The 17,826-nt window shown below is 47.6% G+C and carries 16 protein-coding genes; 11 read left to right on the top strand and 5 right to left on the bottom strand.

What is annotated here, in order from left to right; translation table 11 throughout:
* Positions 1–98: 98 nt before the first annotated feature.
* Positions 99–1,292, bottom strand: coding sequence for a MalY/PatB family protein (locus tag ACE04G_RS09050; protein WP_339307151.1), 1,194 nt, complete (start codon positions 1,290–1,292; stop codon positions 99–101).
* A gap of 410 nt (positions 1,293–1,702) precedes the next feature.
* Here ACE04G_RS09050 and ACE04G_RS09055 point away from each other — a divergent pair, with 410 nt between their 5' ends.
* A complete protein-coding gene (locus tag ACE04G_RS09055) occupies positions 1,703–2,395 on the top strand; it encodes a stalk domain-containing protein (protein ID WP_339307153.1) in 693 nt (230 codons plus the stop codon).
* 131 nt (positions 2,396–2,526) lie between these two features.
* Here ACE04G_RS09055 and ACE04G_RS09060 read toward each other — a convergent pair whose 3' ends face one another.
* A complete protein-coding gene (locus ACE04G_RS09060; protein ID WP_449005268.1) occupies positions 2,527–4,536 on the bottom strand; it encodes a S9 family peptidase in 2,010 nt (669 codons plus the stop codon).
* Between the two features lie 394 nt (positions 4,537–4,930).
* Here ACE04G_RS09060 and ACE04G_RS09065 point away from each other — a divergent pair, with 394 nt between their 5' ends.
* From ACE04G_RS09065 to ACE04G_RS09090, 6 genes are all read left to right on the top strand, one after another.
* Complete coding sequence (locus ACE04G_RS09065; protein ID WP_339307157.1) at positions 4,931–5,488, top strand: STM3941 family protein; 558 nt, start codon at positions 4,931–4,933, stop codon at positions 5,486–5,488.
* A 46-nt stretch (positions 5,489–5,534) separates the two neighbouring features.
* On the top strand, positions 5,535–6,398 hold the full coding sequence (locus ACE04G_RS09070; protein WP_397376239.1) for an aldo/keto reductase: 864 nt from the start codon (positions 5,535–5,537) through the stop codon (positions 6,396–6,398).
* Positions 6,399–6,622: 224 nt separating this feature from the next.
* Positions 6,623–7,009 carry a GntR family transcriptional regulator gene (locus ACE04G_RS09075; protein ID WP_036606428.1) on the top strand — a complete coding sequence of 129 codons (387 nt, stop codon included), beginning with the start codon at positions 6,623–6,625 and terminating at the stop codon, positions 7,007–7,009.
* Positions 7,002–7,700: an ABC transporter ATP-binding protein gene (locus ACE04G_RS09080; RefSeq protein WP_017690291.1), complete on the top strand. Its 699-nt coding sequence runs from the start codon at positions 7,002–7,004 to the stop codon at positions 7,698–7,700. The genes ACE04G_RS09075 and ACE04G_RS09080 overlap by 8 nt, the downstream gene beginning before the upstream one ends.
* A complete protein-coding gene (locus tag ACE04G_RS09085; RefSeq protein ID WP_449005269.1) occupies positions 7,697–8,437 on the top strand; it encodes a hypothetical protein in 741 nt (246 codons plus the stop codon). The genes ACE04G_RS09080 and ACE04G_RS09085 overlap by 4 nt, the downstream gene beginning before the upstream one ends.
* A gap of 180 nt (positions 8,438–8,617) precedes the next feature.
* Positions 8,618–9,118, top strand: a complete 501-nt coding sequence (locus ACE04G_RS09090) for an LURP-one-related family protein (RefSeq protein WP_449005270.1) — start codon at positions 8,618–8,620, stop codon at positions 9,116–9,118.
* Positions 9,119–9,259: 141 nt separating this feature from the next.
* Here ACE04G_RS09090 and ACE04G_RS09095 read toward each other — a convergent pair whose 3' ends face one another.
* Both ACE04G_RS09095 and ACE04G_RS09100 read right to left on the bottom strand, forming a co-directional pair.
* Positions 9,260–10,144: a WYL domain-containing protein gene (locus tag ACE04G_RS09095; protein ID WP_449005271.1), complete on the bottom strand. Its 885-nt coding sequence runs from the start codon at positions 10,142–10,144 to the stop codon at positions 9,260–9,262.
* Positions 10,092–11,447 carry a helix-turn-helix transcriptional regulator gene (locus ACE04G_RS09100; protein WP_449005272.1) on the bottom strand — a complete coding sequence of 452 codons (1,356 nt, stop codon included), beginning with the start codon at positions 11,445–11,447 and terminating at the stop codon, positions 10,092–10,094. Before ACE04G_RS09100 ends, ACE04G_RS09095 begins: the two co-directional genes overlap by 53 nt.
* A 262-nt stretch (positions 11,448–11,709) precedes the next feature.
* On the opposite strand from ACE04G_RS09100, the gene ACE04G_RS09105 reads away from it, so the two are divergent.
* The 3 genes from ACE04G_RS09105 (at position 11,710) to ACE04G_RS09115 (ending at position 16,729) form a co-directional block, all read left to right on the top strand.
* Entirely contained in the window at positions 11,710–12,510 is an 801-nt protein-coding gene (locus ACE04G_RS09105) for a nucleotidyltransferase domain-containing protein (protein ID WP_221818998.1), read from the top strand.
* 59 nt (positions 12,511–12,569) lie between these two features.
* Positions 12,570–14,054 (top strand): 3' terminal RNA ribose 2'-O-methyltransferase Hen1, encoded by a 1,485-nt coding sequence (locus ACE04G_RS09110; RefSeq protein WP_221818999.1) that lies wholly within the window; start codon positions 12,570–12,572, stop codon positions 14,052–14,054.
* A gap of 65 nt (positions 14,055–14,119) precedes the next feature.
* Positions 14,120–16,729: a polynucleotide kinase-phosphatase gene (locus tag ACE04G_RS09115; RefSeq protein ID WP_449005348.1), complete on the top strand. Its 2,610-nt coding sequence runs from the start codon at positions 14,120–14,122 to the stop codon at positions 16,727–16,729.
* 140 nt (positions 16,730–16,869) lie between these two features.
* Here ACE04G_RS09115 and ACE04G_RS09120 read toward each other — a convergent pair whose 3' ends face one another.
* Positions 16,870–17,262, bottom strand: a complete 393-nt coding sequence (locus tag ACE04G_RS09120; protein ID WP_221819000.1) for a RidA family protein — start codon at positions 17,260–17,262, stop codon at positions 16,870–16,872.
* Positions 17,263–17,538: 276 nt separating this feature from the next.
* Between ACE04G_RS09120 and ACE04G_RS09125 the strand changes: the two genes are divergently transcribed.
* Positions 17,539–17,790: an RNA-binding protein gene (locus ACE04G_RS09125; protein ID WP_036606446.1), complete on the top strand. Its 252-nt coding sequence runs from the start codon at positions 17,539–17,541 to the stop codon at positions 17,788–17,790.
* The last annotated feature ends 36 nt before the right edge of the window (positions 17,791–17,826 follow it).

The following is a 17,826-nucleotide window of genomic DNA, read 5'->3' on the forward strand; positions in this document are numbered from 1 at the left end:
TTGACTACGGGGCACCCCTTTTTCTATTTTGACAAATATTCGTCATTTAACGAACAGTACACGTTCTGTTCGCAACGTACATAGATGTAACTGACAGTTTATTTGCCCGACACATTGCTGACCAACACAGATAACCTGCGCATCGCCTCTTCAACCGTAGAACGTGGACAGGCTACATTAATACGCATGAACCCTGTACCCTCTGTTCCAAAGAAGCTCCCGTCATTGAAAGCAAGCCCTGCTTCATGAAGCAGCATGTTGCATAGTTGTGCATGGGGAATATTCAATTCCCGGAAATCCATCCATAACAGATAGGTTGCTTCGGGCAGATGCATTTTGATCTGTGGCATGTGTTCCGTAACATACTGTTGTACATACTCCATATTTCCACGGATATAGGCAAGGCACTCATCCAGCCATTCCTCGGCCCCATTGTATGCAGCTTCGGTTGCCACAGCTCCCAGTGTACTGATACTGGCAAGTCCCATCGTTTTTACACCCTGCGCAAACGATTCTCGCAACTTGGCATTGGGGATGATGATGTTGGATGTGCAGAGGCCAGGAATGTTGAACGTTTTACTTGGAGCCGTACAGATGATACTTAGATCAGAGACGGCGTCCGAGATCAGGGTCAGTGGTGTATGGGTTCCGCGCTGATGAACAAGATCGGCATGGATTTCATCTGAAACCATCAGTACGTTGTATTGCAGACATAGTGACGTAAGCCCTTCAAGCTCTTCACGAGTCCATACACGTCCAACCGGGTTATGAGGACTGCACAGAATCAGCATTTTGACCCGACCGGTCTGCAAGCTGGATTCCAGTTGTTCCAGATCCATCGTGTAATGACCGTTATTCTCTACTAAAGGATTGGTGATCAGTTCACGGCCCTGACCACGTACTACTTCATAGAAGGGAGCATACACCGGGGTTTGGATGACCACTGCATCTCCCGGTTGAGTGAATCGTTGTACAGCAATGCTGAGTGCGGGCACAATACCTGGAGTGAATACAATCCAGTCATCGTTAATTTTCCAGTTGTGGCGCCGTTCCATCCAGCCTGCAACAGCTGCATGATACGCTTCAGTCCGTACTGTATAACCAAAAATCCCGTGCTCCATCCGTGTTTGCAGGGCCTGAATGACGGATGGTGGAGCAGCAAAATCCATATCGGCCACCCACATCGGAAGCGCATCAGCAGCGCCGAAGATATCCTCAAGCGCATCCCATTTTTCTGATCCGGTAGAGATCCGGTTAATAGACTGGTCAAATGTACTGTTATTGTTATTCATCGTATTTAATCCCCCTAGAGTTCCGTTCCTTCGACCACAAATCGACAAATAATTATCTAATACATTGGTTAATTTCGCAACTGTTGTGCGTGTATAATTAGCTTCATATGTATGGTCCGGATTTCGGGACTTTATTCATATAAGAACAACTTAACTAGCCAGAGAACAACGGGCATACGACAAAGACTATTTTTGTACGCCCTTGGTCCTGTTTTGTCCATTTATCGTTTACAACCTCTTGTCAGATGCTATTATATTGCTAACATTTGGTGGAACAACGGGCTGTTATCCGAATAAGCTCGTACCCATACATGATGAGCATAACTACATGAGTCTTTCGCGTACATCGAGCGATCGCTTGAATCGTATTATGCATAAGGCTGACATTTGAACTCAGGAGGCGTTTAGGGATGAAAAGCAAAAAGTGGTTGATTGCTGCGGGTGTGTTTGGCATGGTGTTAACCGGATCGGCAGGTGTATATGCAGGTACACAACTTGAGACAATCAAAGCTTATCTGAACCATGGGCTCGCCATCGAAGTGAACGGACATAAATTTACACCGACAGGTGACCAGGGCAAAAAGCTTGCGCCAATTACATATCAAGGCAGTACATATCTCCCCGTTCGTTCGATTGCTGATGCGTTGAAGACCGAAGTGAAGTATGATTCCCAAAACAATAAAGTAAGCATCGGCTCTTCGAGCTCTTCTGGTGGGTCAACATCCACAGGCAACAGCGGATCAACATCACCATCCACAGGCACGAACACACAGGCGTCAGGCGTGAAGTCCAAGTATCTGCCAGCAGATTTCCCGTTACCGAAGGATGCAAAGGCAATCAGCCTCATTGAAAGCAATGTAGACGGCGACAATAAAAAAGTCGTGCTCACGTACACGACCAAAGAATCATTGCTGACCGTTGGAACATCCTACAAAGACTACTACCAGACCAAAAATCTAAGCCAGAACACGCAGGATATCCAGGCAGACGGCTTCAGCATCGTGGGTCGTGAAGATGGCAAATATGCCGTAACCATCACAGGTTCGGTGTCTGCAACCAACAAGGATCTGAATGAAATCACCGTAGTGTGGGGCGAAGAGTAATCTTTCCTTCTATAAAAAAGTGAACAGCCAAAGCCGCCCGTTGAATTCATAACAGATTTCATTGGACGGCTTTTAGGGTTGAATCCATATCTGGTTATATACTCTGAATTAATAGTCTAAATATTAGTCCGTTACAGGTAATCGTTAAACCATCCGGCAATATGCTCCAGACGGCGTACCCTCAGATGAGGATGACCTCCACGGGACAACTCATGGTTGGCGCCCGGGAAACGAACGAGCCTTGTGGTCTGCTTACGCCGTTTCAACGCAATGAACAACTGCTCGGCCTGTTCAATCGGACACCGGAGATCTTGTTCGCCATGCAAAATGAGCAGCGGCGTGTTCACGTTGCCGACATAAGCGAGCGGAGAGTGCTTCCACAGTTTTTCCGTGTCATCCCACGCGTTACCGCCAATCTGGTCTTCCGTGAAGAAATATCCAATGTCACTTACACCGTAGAAGGATAGCCAATTGGAGATGGAACGCTGGGTAACTGCAGCCTTGAAACGATCCGTGTGCCCGACAATCCAGTTGGTCATGAAACCACCATAGCTGCCACCGGTTACACCCAGCCTGGATTCATCAATGAACTCATATTGGGACAGCGCATGATCTACACTTTCCATAAGATCGCGATAATCGCCACCGCCGTAATCTCCACGACAGGCGTCTACAAACTGCTGTCCGTATCCGAGGCCACCGCGTGGATTGATATATATAACAGCGTAGCCTTGTGCGGCGAGAATCTGGAACTCATGCATAAATGTAAAACCATACATCATGTGCGGGCCGCCATGAATCTCCAGAATGGTCGGGATTTTGACTCCGTCGACCATACCATGAGGTTTCATGATCCATCCTTGCAACCGCAGGCCATCCGAGGAATTGAACCAGAAGGTCTCTGGCGTGCTGAGATGGATCTCATCCTCAAGCTGTGGATTGCTGCGGGTGAGCTGAATCGGCTCTACTCCGGGATTTTCTGGTTGCTCATACACATATAGATCACCAGGATTTTGCGTATCGGCTACAGCAGCAACGATTCGCCCGTTGTCCAACTCTGCAAACTGATAAATCTCCCGTTCGTCAGGCCACATATAGTCGGCACTGCTGCCGTCTCGTGCGAATCTGGCGATGCGGACACTACCATGTATGGTTGCTAGACACAGGATGGAGGAACCATCCCGGCTGAATACAGGCCCTGTGGTTGTCAGATGTGATCGCATGTCGCCGACAATGCTGTGATTCAACTGTACGTCCCAATCGGTGCTCAGACATACGAGCTCACCACCTGATACCGGAAGGGTGTACAGCTTCACAAGCGTGGCATTTCCATAGGAACGGTCACTGGCGAGCAGTGCAATGGATTGTCCATCCGGTGCAAAGGCCAGCCGGCTGAACGTATATCCTTCCGGGGTCAACTGCTGCACATCCGATCCGTCTGCCTTGGCAAGGTACACATGATTGGTTAGAGTGTAATCGTTATGATCCTCGCCATCTTCGGGCAGCTGGGCAATCCATGCAATGGATCTTCCGTCCGGTGACCAAGCGTAGTCTCCAACGTCATAATGACCTGTAGTTACAGGGAGTGGTTCCACATCGATCGGTGCGAGAGCGAAGAGGTGGGAACGTCTACCGTTCCATAATCCGCTGGCATCTGATTTCATGCGAATCCGGTCTACGACATGTTCTTGCAGCAGTTTAGGTCCATCGTCTATAGGATCTGTATGTTCTGATTCCTCATCTCCGCCCATATCCACGGATGATTTCACAAGCAAAGTATGACCATCCGGTGACCAGAGCAGGGAACTGACGCCATGTTTCAGGTGACTGATTTGCTGTGCTTCTCCTCCATCTGATGCGATAATCCACACCTGGGATTTCCCATCAACCTCTCTTAAAAAGGCCAATTGAGACCCATCGGGCGACCAGGCAGGGGAATGATCCTTCTCACCAGAGGTAAAGGGTCTGTCCTTTCCACTCCCCAGATGCAGCAGTCTCAGGTGAGAACAATAACCGTCACGTGCTTCATTCGTTTTCCGGCTTACATATACCAGTTGTCCGCCTTGAGGGGACGGAGTTGGATCATTAACCCATGTAATCTGATAAAGATCTTCCGATGTTATGCCGCGCAGACTGTTCATTGTTTGTCCTCCCACCATGAATTAGAATTGGTTAATTTCCTAACCTTTCCATTTATATTAACGGAAAGCAAGGGACAGGACAATATGACTAAGGATGGGAGGGGAGACATTTATAACAGCGATCGGAAGGTTGTTCTGTCATCGGAGTGGCAAGTGTAAATATTCTTTGTTCAATTCATATAGGTGTTTTAAAAGGATTTGCTCGAAGGATGACGAATCCTATTGTTGAATAAGCGCAGAAATGACGAAAAACGGTCTAAATTTAATGTTTAACATTGGTGAATTTGGTTTAATGTACCATGCAATTCCTGTTCTACATTCAGCTATTTGGTTCATAGCCATTCGTTTATATAGAACTTGTATGATTCAGTCACAATGGAGGAGGAACGTCACGTTGAGCACATCCTATGAGCAGCATGTGGAATATCCAAGCCGGAAACGAATGGCGTGGCTTACGGCAGGGGCGGCACTCTTTGTGGCAGCCGGATTTTTTTTGATTTTTGATCGTTCTTCAGTTACGAATGATTCCATCCTTTCGGATGTGATTGGACTTCTTTCCATTTTGTTTTTTGGGCTATGTTTCTGCTACAGTCTGGTAAAGATGATTAAGAAGGAACCTTCTTTTGTAATCGATGAGGATGGGTTTGTAGATGCATCTTCTTATACCGCAGGGGGAGCAGTGGCCTGGAAAGACGTTGAGAATATTTTTATGTATGAATTAATGGGACAGAAAATGATCGGGGTAAAATTGCGGGACGAGAAAGCCTTTCTGGATCGCCAGAACGGGATGAAACGCAAATTGATGACGGTCAACAGCAATATGGTCGATGCGACCATCAGCGTTGCCCAAAGTAGCCTCACAGTGCCACTGGATCAATTGTATATCATGATGATGAGCCACTGGAGACATGTGAGTGATAACATGATGTATGATTCGTATAATCGTCGTTAGAGAGGTCAGAACGTCCATAAGTCTTCAGAATGGAGGAATATAGATGATGCATGGTAATCCAACACGCACGATTCTACTTCCGGATGGAACTGCCCTGCCTGCGATAGGACAAGGCACATGGAACATGGGAGAGAAGCAATCCAGCCAGCAAGAAGAAGTACGGGCACTGCGTTCTGGTATTGAACGGGGAATGACTGTGATTGATACGGCGGAGATGTATGCAGAAGGTGGGGCAGAAGTTGTTACGGGAAAGGCCATCTCGGGCCATCGTGATGAAGTTTTTCTCGTATCCAAAGTATATCCCCATCATGCAGATCGCAAGCAGATGATTACGGCCTGTGAGCGTAGTCTCACGCGTCTTGGTACAGATCGTCTGGATCTGTATTTGCTTCACTGGCGAGGGGGAGTACCGCTCGAAGAGACGGTTGAGGCTTTGGAACAATTAAAGCAATCCGATAAAATCCTTCGCTGGGGTGTATCAAATCTGGATACAAGGGATATGCAGGAGTTATGGAGTCTGCCGGAGGGGTCTCAGTGCATGGTGAATCAGGTGCTCTACCATGCAGCTTCGCGTGGTATTGAACATGATCTGCTTCCCTGGATGCGGGAACGTAGCGTTCCTGTAATGGCGTATTGTCCCCTGGCTCAGGGTGGCAGGCTTCGAAGTGAATTGTTGGAGCATCCAGTCATTCAGGATATTGCACAGGATCGAGGAGTTACGACTTCGCAGATCGCATTAGCCTGGGTGATCAGGGATGGAGATGTGCTGGCGATTCCCAAGGCGGTACAGCTGAATCATGTGGCAGACAATGCAGCAGCAGTGAATATCGTTTTGACACAAGAGGAACTCGCCCGTTTGGATGAGGCATTTCCTGCACCTAAAGGCAAAGTACCTCTAGATATCGTGTAGCTGGCTCTTTTTTATTGGATAAGCATATGAATAAGATAACAATACGATTAATAAAGTTATGCAGAGCAGATCTTCACGATCTGCTCTTTTTTTGTATGGATATCGATAGCGGAAGCTTGCCCTTCAATTAAGCGAATATATATTTTAACAAATGGGCTTTACAACACTATTTCACTAGTGTACTATGTAACTAATACACCAGTACAGAGAGGAGCGAGAGCTTTGTGACTATAGAATTTGATAACAATTTACCAATCTATCTGCAGATCATGCAGTACATCAAAAGACAGATTGTAACCGGAACACTTCAGGCAGGTGACAAAATTCCTTCGGTTCGTGAACTGGCGGCTGAACTACAGATCAATCCCAATACAGTACAACGGACATTTCAGGAGCTTGAGCGGGAAGAAGTGGTTGAAACCAAACGGGGCTTGGGCAGATACGTGACCAGTGAGGAGCGGAAGATTATGACGATCAAAAAAGAGATGGCCGGTGAATTGCTGGAACGCTTTCTGACCGGAATGCAAGAACTGGGGATCGAAGAGCAGGATATCTTATCCATCGTAGCCGATGCCGTTGCGGAAGGAAAGGGAGGAACAACGCATGAGTAACATCCTTGAACTGAACCAGATCAATAAAACATATGGCAATAAGAAAGCGCTAAGTAATATTACATTGGATATTGCACCGGGACGAATCGTAGGTCTACTGGGGAGCAACGGTAGTGGAAAAAGTACGCTCATGAAGCTGGTTGCAGGTTTATTGCATCCGAGCAGCGGAACGATTCAAGTCACAGGTAAGCCTGTTGGGCTGGAGACGAAGGCACTGGTTTCGTTCATGCCGGATCGTCCATTAACCGAGAAGTGGATGAGAGTGCGGGATGCGATTGCGTACTATCGCGATTTCTATGCTGATTTTGATGAGGAGAAGGCGCGGGAGATGCTGGACTTCATGAACCTTGTCGAGAGTGACCGGGTACGGCATCTGTCGAAAGGTATGAATGAACGACTACAATTAACACTGGCACTTTCTCGTAAGGCTCGTCTGTATTTGCTGGATGAACCGATTGGCGGAGTAGATCCGGTTGCGCGTGGCAAGATTCTGGATGCGATCGTCAAATTCTATGATGAAGACAGCAGTCTCATCATCTCCACGCATCTTGTGAATGATATCGAACGGATTTTTGATGAAGTTGTCTTTATTCGCGAGGGCGAGCTGGTGATGCGGGAAGAAGTGGAAACGCTCCGTCTGAAATATGGGAAAAGTGTGGATGAGATGTTCAAGGAGGTCTATGCGGAATGATGACATTATTGAAGTATGACTTTAGAAGGAACTGGAATACACTGCTGGCTGGGCTAGTTATTTTGATTATCGCTCAAGTGGGGCTTTCCCTTTTCGTGTCTGAGGTCACAGGGATTGTGCTTGGCATTATGGGATATGTTGGAGTAGGTGTGGCTATTTATGTGAAAATGATCAAAACATACACGTCCAATATCCGCTCTTATAATCGCCGTCTGTTACCCGTAACGGGCCTATCACATGTGTTGTCTCCTTTGATCTTTGGAGCTCTTTGCGGGTTGGGGTTAGTCATTATTTTTACGACTCATGCCTACATCTATATTTCAATGAAGCTCAGAATGAACATAGCTAACAATATTGATCTTTCGGGTCTACATGTTTCGGATTATATTAGTTTGTTGCTGTTTAGCGCATGGGTTATGGTATTCATGACCGTCATTATCTTCCTTTCGATCTCGATTGCAGGCAGCTTCCGTTGGAGAACTGGGCCATGGATCGGAATCGTTGCATTCTTGGTCCTCGTTAATCTGCTTGGCTGGTTGGAGAATATCATTACGACAGGACGTTTTAGTCCAAATGAAATGTTCCGGTACACGGAAGAAAGTACAGGGATCTCGATCACAGCCAATGGCGTATTATGGTCGGACGGCATGTGGGGAAGCATTGTATTTGAAGTTATTGTGGCGGTCATCTTGGTGTGGGCTACCATTTACCTGAACAACAAAAAAGTCGAAGTCTGATAACAGGATAACTTGAACGTGATGCGAGCAACCAGGGTTGCTCGTTTTTTTACATCCAGTAATAATCCACTTTTTGAATCTACTACCATTAATTATACGTATATATAGATATATTGTGTGCTCGATGCGAGATTAGGTTATAGAGAACAAAAGGATCTGTAAGGGAAAGGAGAAAGCGTTATGGAACTATATTTCAGGGATAACTTTTTTAACGCAGGTTACACCGAGATTATGAATCCAAATCAGGAACAGGCAGGGCATCTGGATTTGAAAAGTGTCTTTGGTTCTTCGCTCGATGTATCGGATAACTCGGGATTAGTCTGCAGCGGAAAATTCCGCATGTTAACGAATCGTTGGGATATCACTGCAGCAGATGGGAGACATCTGGGTGTGCTTCGGGCCAGGTTCAGTTTCTTTAACAAAAAGTATGAGTATGATGCGGGATCACGCGGTACGTATGATGTGTCTGCTCCAGCATTTTCGCAGGAATATGATATAAGTGGCAGTGGCGGCCGCATCGTGGCCAGTTTCCGTCGTACCAGCGGCTGGTTTAGTTCAGGAGCATTTGTATTAGATAACCAGTCGGAACAACTGGACACGTATGAATTAATTGCAGTGGTCATGGGCGTGCACGCGATTAATAAAAGACGGAACTCGGCTGCCAGCAGTGGCGGAACGTAGTGCAGAATAATGGGGTTCACAGGCAGTTAGGTAGTTCTACAGGAATAGAGGAATAAGGTCTGGATAATATCATCCAGACCTTATTTGCGTAGATGAAATTGCTGCTTTTGACAAATAGACATTTAACCCACTCTCATAAAATCAATGGACATCGGCATTCGCGAGAGGTTCTTCATCATGCTGGTGCGGTATGACGCCTCGTGTGCGTTCAGAATGCTGATCAGGTTCAGCTTGCGCATAACGGGCTAATGCCTTCGCAGCTGTTTCGGACATCCGCTCCCGCAGCACTGTGTGGTCAGCGATTCGAACCCGTTTGCCGAGAAACCGCATTTTGGATAAGACGTAATCCATCTCATTGCGCGGAACGGTCAGCTCGATCCGATATGTCTGCTTGGCTTCGAGGTACTCGACCTGTTTCTCAAAGCAGGAGAAGGCATAGAGGATTCGGGACAGTTCCTGATTGAACTGGGGCAGTACCTCGATGGTGATGGTCGTTTTACGCTTCTCCGTTATCGCAGCAATTCGGGCAGTGTAACCCGAAGCGGTATCCGGTTCAACCGGTTGGGCTTCCACGGTAACGATGCTGTGCAGTTTGGTGGACATGAGTTTGTCGAAGCGAGGAGCATACCACAGCACGTACCATTCTTTTTTGACCATGGAATATTCCAGTTTATACGGGAAGCCGAATTCATCTTGGCTTGTGCGTCCATTGCGAACGCGACCGATCAGCCGAAATCCTTGATGATGCAGAATGATTAGCCGTAACTGTCGAAGTAGTGGGTGAGAGACACTATTTTCTTCGCTTTTGGCTTTTTCGGTCAGGTAATCCTGAAGGTTCAGGTTCTGCTCACTATTCAGCATGTTGTGCATTTTATCCAACGTTACAGGGCTCAGCGCTTCTCTCGCAGCAGGGTGATTCAGCATCATGCGAAGCCAGGCTCGTTCCTGTGAGGTCCAGGTGAACAGTCCGGTTTCATTCAGTCGTGTCATCATCTGGTAATTGAACATCTTCTCGAACAGGTTCATAATATTCCGCAATCTCCTTCCATTCCTTGATCATCTCCTGGCGTAGTCTCTGAGGCGCGATTACTTCACAGCTTGAGCCAAAACTCCGTAACCACGGTTTGATCTCTGTGGTACCGTTGACCTGGATTTCGTAAAGAAAGGTATGATCCGTTTCGGGTATAATCTTGCCCCATTGACCTTGCAGACGAACCCGATCCAGAATGAAATTGCGCTGACCACGTTCCGGGTGGAAAAAGCGAGCTTGAACCGTCACGGTATTCCCCGTATCCACAAGCCAACTGTAGCGACTAATGTCGGTCCACTGCTGCTTCAACTCAAGCATGTATTGCTCTTCTACTGAATCCTGTTCCTCCAGTTGGGTTATGCCTTCCATGCGGAATTTCACAAACCCGCGGCGGCCCTGATATCCAATTACATACCAACGACCATACTGATGGTCATAGATCACTTCAAGGGGCACGATCCGGTTGGATCGACCATCTGCTTCCCGTTCAAAGCGTGGATTCGTATTCTGTGAACTGTAGCTGGATGGTTTTTTCGGTGAATAGTATAGGAAATGCACACGTTTGCGCTGACGAATCGCACCAAGCAGTGTGTAGAGATGAGCTTCATCCAGGATACGAGAATAATAGTGATACTTATAGATATAGGGTTCGGTAGCTTCTTCTTGCGGAAAACTTGCCGTAATGGCTTTTTTCAAACTATCGCGCAATAAATATCCCTGTACGGACGGAACCTGGGTATTCGCCATCATATCCACAAAATCATACAACTCCAGCTGTTCCTCCACTGTTAATTCGGTAAGGACATCCTGTTGCAAGGCATATCGATATGGTCTGCCACCGGGCTCCTTCCGTATAACTCCAACCTCTTCCAGATACTTCAGATCAGAGCGAATGGTTTTCTCGTCAGGTAACGCCAGATCTTCCGGCAGATCAGCACAGCAGGCATCCAGCAGTTCCATTGCGGTCAGTGCTTTATCTTGTAAGGTATGCAGAAGGACAGAAAGTCGCTGAACTTCAGTCTCTTTCATCGACTTGGCACGGAAGAGGAAGAGCAACATAGGCTCTGCCGACTCCCCGTATTGGAAGCGAACGAGATCTGCCATTTCCCGGCCTGCTTCGGCACTTGAGCGTTGGTCGGCGACGGTCTGCATGATTTCTTTTAATCTGCGATTGGTTTTATCAAAGGTATGTACGGATATGCCAAGCCGCTCGGCATATTGTTTGCGGTTATATGCACCGCTTGTTAGGGATAACATGCGTAAGAACTGAATTTCTTTGTCAAAACTCTCTCTTGCCATGAACATTCACTCCTTGTTATCCCTTCATTGTAGCAGGATGAGCGGCAGGTTTCATTTTAAACTTATGAAGGTAAACGATAATTTAATGAGTTATGGAAGTGATTCGTCGCCATACTTCTGCCATGTTCGTATGATCATGCTTGGGTCATAATGAGGTTATGAGCGAGGAAGGGCAACACGTTTAATCGATCTGGTGAACAATGCGAGAAGGGAATAGGAATCCATGATCCATATTGTAATTTTTTAAAAGGAGGCGACTGACATGACTCATGTTCATGAAGAAATGAGAGATACGATTAGACAACAGCTGAAGCAGATTGAACAGGAGGAGCAAGTTCGGATTATCTATGCCTGTGAATCCGGCAGTCGGGCTTGGGGATTTCCTTCCCAGGATAGTGATTATGATGTGCGTTTTCTGTATGTAAGACCACTGGAATGGTACTTGTCGATTGAGGATAAAAGGGATGTGATCGAACGCCCGATCAGTGATCAGCTCGACATCAATGGTTGGGATCTGCGCAAGGCCTTGAAGCTGTTTCGCAAATCCAATCCACCGTTACTGGAGTGGCTGCAATCCCCGATTCAGTATGATGAACAGTATAACGTGGCACAGCATATCCGTGCACTGTCACCTTTGACCTTCTCGCCCAAGTCCTGCATGTATCATTATCTGAATATGGCAAAGGGGAACTTCCGGGATTATTTACAAGGTGAGCAGGTGAAGATCAAAAAGTATTTCTACGTGCTTCGTCCATTGCTCGCTTGTGGCTGGATTGAACGTTATGATGCAATGCCACCGATGGCATTTGAAGAGCTGGTGCAAGAACTTGTACCTGCGACTACACCGCTATATACGGAGATTCATGAATTGCTGCGCCGGAAAAAGGCGGGCGAGGAACTGGATCTGGAGCCGCAGTTGCCCGCAATACAAGCTTTTTTGGCGGAGAAGATCGAGCATTTTGAACGAATGGCCGGCAAGATGGATAATGAGCAAATTATTGAATTTGAAGAATTGGACCGGATTTTTCGATTTGCATTGCAAGAGGTATGGGGAACTAATTAGGGCTTGATGACAACGGAAATCGTGAAAGAGAATGGAATTGATCCGAAGGAGGAGAATTGATGCATCTGATCTTGAAAGCAAGCGGCGCTGACGTGGGGGTTGTATCCCATTTGTTAGCGAAGAATCCGCTGAATATATATGACCGCGTAGACAAAGGTGTGCGTGTAAGAATGGTGTACACTGCGGCTACAGAGAACGAAACAGAAGTACTGATTCATGCCGAGCCTGATCCTGTGGATCTGGTCAGAGGTACACCTGATGGATATGACATAACGCAATATATTAACGATCGTGAGTTCGTGACCAGCAGTCTGTTCTGCTCCTACATACGTGCGGCGCTCGGGACGGCCTTGAATGGTAAGCCGAAGGAAGACTATGTGCAGTGGGTGAATCATGCCTTTGAACTGGAACTGAAATTTGGCCCAGTGGCTTCCGATCTGCCCGATAAGGTTGTGGAGGAATTATTCTCGCCATTAGGATACTCCGTTTCGGTGGAACGAGGAGAGCTTTCGTATTCATTTGATCTGAAAAATAGAAGCACGGTTCGCCATATCATCCTGCGTGGTCGTAACACGGTACAACATGCGCTGCGTCAGCTCTTTCTGCTGATTCCAGTGCTGGATAATTACAAACATTATTTCATCAGTGAAGATGAGATCGATAAAATCAAACGATATGGTGAAGGGTGGCTGGATGCTCACCCACTGAAAGAACTCATTGTGAAGCGTACGTTGCGTTTTGCCGAACTGATCCGACAGTATGAGCGACAAGAGGGTGCTTTGTCTGCGTCTTTTGGACAGGAGAGAGGAATAGGCCACATCTCGGAGGCGGTTATTCAGGAGGTTAACGTGGAACATCGAGAAGACGGAGAACAAGAGCAGCGTGGGTCCGAGTCTGTTAGCGATGGCAGCCAATCAGAACCTCCTGTGAGGTTAAACGAGTTGCGTTATCGTGCAATCACAGATGTGGTTGCAGCGTTACCAGTGAAACGGAGCATTGTAGATATGGGAGCAGGGGAAGGCAAGCTATCTGCCCGATTGGCGTACATTCCCGGTGTGGAGTCGATTCTGGCCGTTGAACCTTCGGGCCAGTCACGACTTCGGGCCATGGAGCGCTTCGCGAAGCTCGAGGGTCGTTCTGGAGTGGTGGCTATGCCGGAGCCGATCATCGGTTCATTGTTTTATTTTGACGAGCAGATGCAAAACCAGGACGTTATGATTCTGTGCGAAGTGATTGAGCATATTGAGGAATATCGTCTGAACGGAATTATGGATACAATCATGAACGAATATCAGCCAGATGTGCTGTTGGTCACTACACCAAACAAGGAATATAACGAAGTGTATGCAATGGAGCAGGAAAGCTTCCGTCACCATGATCATCGCTTCGAGTGGACCCGTGCGGAACTGGTTTCCCGGTGTGAGGAATGGACGCAACAGGGGAACTATGCCTATGAAATTAAGGGCATCGGTGAGCATGCAGAAGGCTATGGACAACCTACCCAACTGGTCATTTTTGAGCGGAGAAAGGAGAGTCAATCATGAGTAAAGAAAAGGGTTCTCGCGAAACAACTGGTGCGGGCAGAGGACAGCAGGATCGGAAAAATGGGATGGAGGAAAGACAACGTGAGATTCGTCTACCCCATGCAGGTATCGTTGTTCTTGTCGGCCCGTCAAACAGTGGCAAAAGTACGTTGCTGGATCGTCTCGTTGCAGAAAGCGTCATTCGCCGCACGGAAGGCGTCTCATCCGATCAATTCCGCATGCTGGTTGGAGATGATGAGTATGTGGATTGGAAACACCGTCCCCGCAGCGAAGCGGATGTGATCTATGCGGAGTATCAGCAAGTATCGGCCAAAGCATTTGAAGCGATGGAGGCGATGCTAGCAACCCGCTGCCGTCTGAACAAGTTGACCTGGGTCGATGCTACACATCTGTATCCCGAGGATCGCGAGAAAGTGATTCAGGTGGCAAGGAAAGCTCATGTTCCCGTGATTGCTGTGGTGCTGGATATCCCTGAAAAAGAACTGCTGGAACGTGATGCCCGACGGGATTATCCGCGTGGGCGTCAACGGGTGAAACAACAGGTGCAACAGTTCAAGCGCACATTGCGCTCAATCCGTGAGGATGGCTTTGATGCCAGTTATGTGCTGAAGCAGCCGGATGAGATTACATTTGTCCGCACATCCAATCCGCTGGTGATTGATATGGGTACAGGTATTGATATCATCGGAGATATTCATGGTTGTTACGATGAAATGATGGAATTAATCGTCCGTCTAGGGTATGTTGACGAGGATGGGACTGGTCTGTACCGTCACCCCGAAGGACGCAGATTAGTCTCCGTTGGTGACGTAACGAGCCGTGGGCCAGAATCGTTAAAATGCCTGTTGTTCTGGCAACGACATTGTGCCGCCGAGCTTGCCTACATGATTGACAGTAACCACGGTTGGAAAATTGCGCGTTATCTGGATGGTCGAGACGTGACACTGAGTCATGGTGACGAACGGGTGGAGATGGAACTGCTTCAGCTTGAGCAGGAGCAAGGTCAGGAGACAGCAAAACGAGTACGTGCAGAGCTAAGGACCTTTCTGCTTGATGCACCATCTCATCTGGTCTTTTCCCGCAACGGGGTAAGACAAGTGGTTGTTGCACACGCCGGGATTCGAGATCATTTTATCGAAAAACAGTCCAAACGCATTCAGGATTACTGCCGATATGGCGATGTGGAAGGTACGGATGAGCAGGGTCGGCCTGTGCGCAAGGATTGGTACGTGGATCACAATTCGGGTGAATGCATCGTCTGGGGACATGATCCCCGTCCATATCCTACGATTGTGAATGATACGGTCAACATTGATCAAGGTGTCGTTTTTGGTGGCATGCTCACTGCTTGGCGAATGCCAGAACGTGAGGCAGTCAGTGTTCCGGCGAGGCAGGATTATGCTGGAGATCCAGATAGTCCATTAAAGCGCTGGGAACAGCGGCGTTTTGCTCCGCCCAACATACGTAAGTTCAAGGAGGGTTTCACGGTTCAAACAGCATCCAAGCTTGATGTGTCTGTGCACGGTGAGGTGGCGAAAACGGCAATTGATACGTTTTCCCATTATACTGTGCCGCTGGAAGAACTGATTTACATCCCGCCTACGATGAGTCCTCCGCCGGGTGTATGCTCCGTAGAGGGATACTTGGAGCATCCACAGGATGCGTTCCAATATTATCGCTCACAGGGCGTTACCCGTATGGTTGCCGAGAAGAAACACATGGGCAGCCGGGCCATTTTGCTTCTTTTCCGCGATGGGCAAGCTGCGGTGCAGCGAGTAGGCCGACCGATGCTGGGGAACATTGTGACCCGGACGGGCCGATCCTTTTTTGACCCTTCGACAGAGCAAGATGTGCTTTCCAGATTACATGCGGACTTGACCGTAGACGGTTATTTTGAGCGTCATCAGACGGAGTTTGTATTGCTCGATGCGGAGATTGTACCTTGGAATCTAAAGGCGCGTGAGCTGATTGCTTCACAATATGCACATGTGGCTGAAGCCTCTATGATGGATCGCTCTACGGTGCTGGACAAACTGCGCGAAGCTCAAGCAGCAGGTCGTAACGTAGAGGAGTGGTTGCAGGAAACAGTAGGTAAACTCACTAATGCCGAAACGTTCCGCGATGTATTCCAGAAATACTGCTGGGATGTGGATGATATCGGGGACATTCGGATTGCGCCGTTCCATACACTTGCACATAGCACGGGAGCATTTTGGGAGCAAACCCATGAATGGCATTTGGAACAAAACCGTGAGTTCGCCCGTATGTCGACCTTGATGATGGAGACGGAATATCGCGTGATCGCAAGTGAGGCAGATGAAGCGGATGTCATTCGTTGGTGGGATGAGATTACGGCGGAAGGACATGAGGGAATTGTGATCAAACCTGAAACGTTCCGCGCCTGGAACGGAAATAAAATCATCCAGCCTGCGATTAAAGTACGAGGACGTGCATATTTGCACATCATCTATGGTATGGATTACCTGGCACCCGAGAATCTGTCCCGACTTCGTAAACGTAAAACATCCAAAAAAGAACGCCACGCCTTAATGGAGAGTGCTTTGGGCATGGAGGGGATTGAGCGCTTTATACGCAGAGAGCCAGTGGAGCGAATTCATGAATGTGTGCTGGCAACGCTATCACTGGAGTCGGAGCGGGTAGACCCGCGTTTGTAAATTGTTTAATAAAAAGAATAAATGATGAAGCAGGTGCGGATTTTATCCGACCCTGCTTTTTTTGTGTGTATGAACTTCGTTAAAGTGAATACCTCATCAGGTCGTTTTTCTTAGTGCTGGAGCGTTAGGGATTTTCCGAATCAGTTGGTATGAGCAACGGCGCGAATCTCGATCAGTTGATGAGGGAAGGCCAGACCCGATGTCCCAACCATCGTAACAGCCGGACGATGAGTACCAATGTACTCTTTATACACGGCAACACATGGCTCAAGATGCTCCTGCGGATGAACTAAGAAAATCTCCAGTTCAGCAATGTTCGACTTGGTTACATCGAATGCGGCGAGCACACGATCCAAGTTATCGAGTGTCTGGCGAACCTGTGCTTCAATATCATCGACACCAATAAACGTCCCCTGCATATCATGTGAAAATTGTCCTGCAATGTAGATCGTACCGTTAACACTGTATCCCTGAGCCACACTGAATGCCTCTTCCCACGGGACACCGTGGCTATATATTTGAGCTGTAGACATATATTTCTCTCCTTTGGGAATTCAAGATAAGGTTAGTATAAACGGAGAAAAACGACTTGGGCAGTACGCACTTTCATGACAGTGACTATCCATTAGGATAGTGTAAACACGGTGTTTGTGAGCCTAACGACTCATTCCAGAGAATCTTTATATCAGGATATTTAATTTAGGTATAACTAACTTAAGTCCTATATCCTTCCACTAGAATCTGGGTAATAATGATAGTAGGCAAGTAGTTAATGGAATCTCAGAACGTAACGATAGGGGGTAACCTGTATGGCATCCGTGATTCTGCTGGTGAAACAGACGGAGGACGATGAGAAGGTTATTTATCGATTCGGACCAAATGAGCGAAAGATGGGGCTCATTGAGATGAATAAGATCAAGGAAAGTGTGAAGGAACTGGAACCTGTCCAGGTGGATGGGGTAAGCCCGAGTTTTTTCTTTAACCGAGCCGCGCAGCGACTGGTACGATGTTTATTCAGGGAAGGCGGCAAGTTCCCGGAACGAACGACGTTTGAAACATAGTTTCAGCACCGCAAAAATAAGTCCACAACCCTGCTC

The organism is Paenibacillus sp. AGC31 (assembly GCF_057334655.1).